The 3,589-nt window shown below is 42.5% G+C and carries 2 protein-coding genes; both read right to left on the bottom strand.

The genetic code is table 11. The annotated features are described in order from the left end of the window. Nucleotides 1–353: 353 nt before the first annotated feature. Complete coding sequence (locus tag QOL71_RS17620) at nt 354–2,090, bottom strand: RCC1 domain-containing protein (protein ID WP_283418203.1); 1,737 nt, start codon at nt 2,088–2,090, stop codon at nt 354–356. After that, the coding region (locus tag QOL71_RS17615) for an RCC1 domain-containing protein (protein WP_283418202.1) at nt 2,045–3,589 on the bottom strand (1,545 nt) is incomplete at its 5' end. The genes QOL71_RS17615 and QOL71_RS17620, both read right to left, overlap by 46 nt.

Below are 3,589 nucleotides of genomic sequence, written 5' to 3'. Positions count from 1 at the left end.
CCGATTGTTTTCCTATTGCGATCTGAGATTTTGTTGCAATTGCAGTGACCAGCATTGCAAATATTAGAATGTTACTTTTCATATTGTGTGTGTTTATGCCTTTTACAGGGCGGTTTGTGTTTTATATGATTGTCTTAGAGGCTCAGGATGACAGTGCCTCTGTCATGTTGAGCAGAGCGCAGCATCGTCGAAACATCTTTTGTTTATGATCGTCTTCTCTTTTGTTAGAGATCCTTCGACAAGCTCAGGATGACATCATTGAAGATCCTTCGATTCCGCTACGCTTCACTCAGGAGGAAAAGGCGGTTTGTCATATTGAGTGAAGCGTAGCGGAATCGAAACATCTCATTTATTTAATCCGGGCAGGTTTGCGTAGCTATACAATACCATCCGAAAGTAGTTCCTCCGTCTTGCGAAGTGTACATCTTCATGCATTTGTTGGTAGTGTCATACACCATCATCCCTTCCACAAAATTGACAGTCGCTATGCCCACAGGATTTCCTGATGCGTCAAAACCTACTCTGTTAGGTACAAAAGCCTTTGTTTTGGCTTCCAGGGCAATGTGTCCGCCTTTTCTTGTCATTGGCCAGTTATCGGCATTTGTAGCGCCAGCTCTTCCCAATGCAGAGATACCTACTTTGGTGTCTAATGCCGTTCCTGATGTAATACCCGGTTTATAACAGGAGGATGATGTCTCTGCTGCACATACCGTTACAATAGAAGTATTATAAGTGTAGGTAGAAACTTGACTATCTGTACTACTGCCGTTACCAGCACTACCGTGAATATAGTGCCCTACATAACCGAATCTGTTATCGCTCTTTTTGATGTTAATGGTAGTGTGTCCTCCGGTTTCTACGGCAATTACCTCATCGGTAAGATTAAGTCCATTGGCAGCAGCACTTACACCCGGCATATAGATAGGATCATAATATGTTCCAAGTGTTCCGATAGGTCCTCCAATCATATAATTATCATTGACTCCCCAAGCCCATTGCTTAAGGTCATTGGTTAATACATTAATAGCACAAATAGCATAACCACTATAGTATGCATGTTCATTCGGCGATATCCATGCAATGTTTGTTAAACTTCCTGTACCTTGCCCCGATTGGTTAGTTACTTTTTGTGGCTGGACCCAAGATGTTCTGGTAGTACTAGTACCATCTCCTAATTGTTTAACATCATTATATCCCATAGAAAAGACCCTTCCATCGGCAGCTAACAGATAATAAGTCTGCGCTACGGCTGTTCTTCCTGCCGGCATCCCAATCATTTTTGGGGTTACTCCTGCCGGTACGGTCACTTGTGTTGCATAGGTCCTGTTGGCAGCAGCTCCACTGTTGATATATGTACCCGAACCCCATGTATATAGATTCCCGTCAGAAGTTAAAGCAAATAAAGCTCTGAAATTACCACGCATAGCGACTACATTGTCAAGTGTTGGATTTCCTGATGCTGAAGTTTTTACACGGTGCCAGATCACATTATTGGTTGCATCTTCTGCGGTACCGTCACCATTTTTGGCTCCGGTCATAGACAATACCCAAGCCTCACCACTACACGTAACTATACCCAAAGTCTGATAGGATCCAAACATCATCTTTACCTGACCAGGGATTACTCCTGGTGGCAGACCGTCTGCTTTACCATTTACCATGATCTTACCAAATGCATTGGTACTTTTAATAGATGAGCTTATTAGTTGATTTGGAACTCCCCAAACATATAAGCCATCAGTGGTTAATAAAGCATGCTGATGTGCAGGCTCTCCCGATACAGTTCCCGATCCTGCCGTTGCTTTCAATGGTGTTCCTGTATAGTTAAAGCCGTTCGCCGGTGTAACAGCTGTAGGAAGCAACAAGTCGGAAGTTCCGTCAGCATTAGTCTCTTCTCCCCAAACTTTAAAGGTTCCGTTACCTTCTTTGATAATAGTAGCATGAAACGTAGATACCATATTATCATACTCTATGGTATTAGGGTCTGAGCTGTTTACAAAAGTATTTGGGTTACAACTGCCTGTTGTACAGCAAACAACAGCTGTTACCGTAGCTGGAGACCCCACTGTTCTTTGTTTACCTGATGCCACTGTATAAATGCATAATATGTACCTGGTGGCACAGCAGTAATATTAGCTATAACAGAACTGTTTGCATCATTAGTGGCATGCCATTCCACCTCACTTGGAGTAGCAGCTAAGTTAGCGTTGTTGAGGTCGGCTGTCGTGCCATTGCAAATTGTCAGGTCTTGTACGGCAGGGCCGACTTCTGCTGCACATACCATTACAATAGAAGTATTATAGGTATAAGTAGAAACTATTGCATCTACATTGCTTCCGTTACCAGCACTACCATTAACATAGTGTCCAACATATCCAAATTTGTTTTCACCTTTTTTAATATTCATAGTCGTATGTCCGCCTGTTTCTACTGCAATGATCTCATCCGTCACTTTTAACCCATTGGTAGTGGCACTTATCCCTGGCATATAAATAGGATCATAAGCAGCATTGTTTATTGTGCCTCCCAACATATATGTATCATTTAATCCCCATGCCCATAATTTATGGTCATTGGTCAAAACATTAATAGCCCTTCCTCCAAAATAATCATGTTCGCCGGGTGAGATCCATGCAATATTCTCCAATGGTCCCGTACCCTGACCATACTGATCTGTTATCTTTTGCGGCTGAACCCAGGTGGTTCTGTCGGTGAAAGTACCATCACCTAATAATTTGTTAGTGGAATTATATCCCATACTATATATTCTTCCATTGGTAGCCAGCAGATAATAAGAATTATTATATGCCATCCCTATCATTTTCGGAGTGACCCCTGCCGGAACAGTTACTTCTGTTGCATAAGTCCTGTTAGTAGCGGCAGTTCCGTCGCTAACATAAGTTGCTGTGCCCCATGTATATAGTTTTCCTTCGGAAGTTAGGGCAAACAATGCGCTTTTAGTACCACGCATTGCCACTACATTGTCAAGAGTTGGATTTCCTGCTGCCGAAGTTTTTACACGATGCCAGATGACGTCATTGCCGGCGCTTTCCGCTGTACCATCACCATTTTTTGAACCGTTAAAAGATAATACCCATGCCTCGCCACTACAAGTTGTGATTGCTAATGTCTGTAAGGAACCGAACATCATCTTAACTTGTCCCGGCAATACACCAGCAGGCAACCCATCTGCTTTTCCGTTTACCGTGATTTTGCCAAAGGCTGTGGTGTTTTTAATGGAAGAGCTTATTAAAGTATTGGTAGTTCCCCAAATATAGAGTCCATCCGTGGTTAATAATGCATACTGTTTTCCAGTCATACCATTACTACCTCCAGTAGCTCTCAGTGGTGTACCGGTATAGTTAAAACCATTTACCGATGTAATAGCCGTCGGAACCAACAGATTTGAAGTTCCATTAGGGGCTGTGCCTTCTCCCCATGTTTTAAAGGTCCCATCACTTTCTTTGATAATGGTAGAGTGAAAGGTGGACACTATATTATCATATTCAATGGTATTAGGATCTGAGCTGTTTACGTAGGCGTTGGGGTTACAACCGTTAACACAATTGTTAGCAACGGCACTGATATT

Origin of the sequence: Epilithonimonas pallida (genome assembly GCF_900182975.1) — a bacterium.
GTDB classification, from domain to species: Bacteria; Bacteroidota; Bacteroidia; order Flavobacteriales; family Weeksellaceae; genus Epilithonimonas; species Epilithonimonas pallida.
Note: the sequence above shows the minus strand (reverse complement) of the source record. Positions and strands in the feature narration are given on the sequence as shown.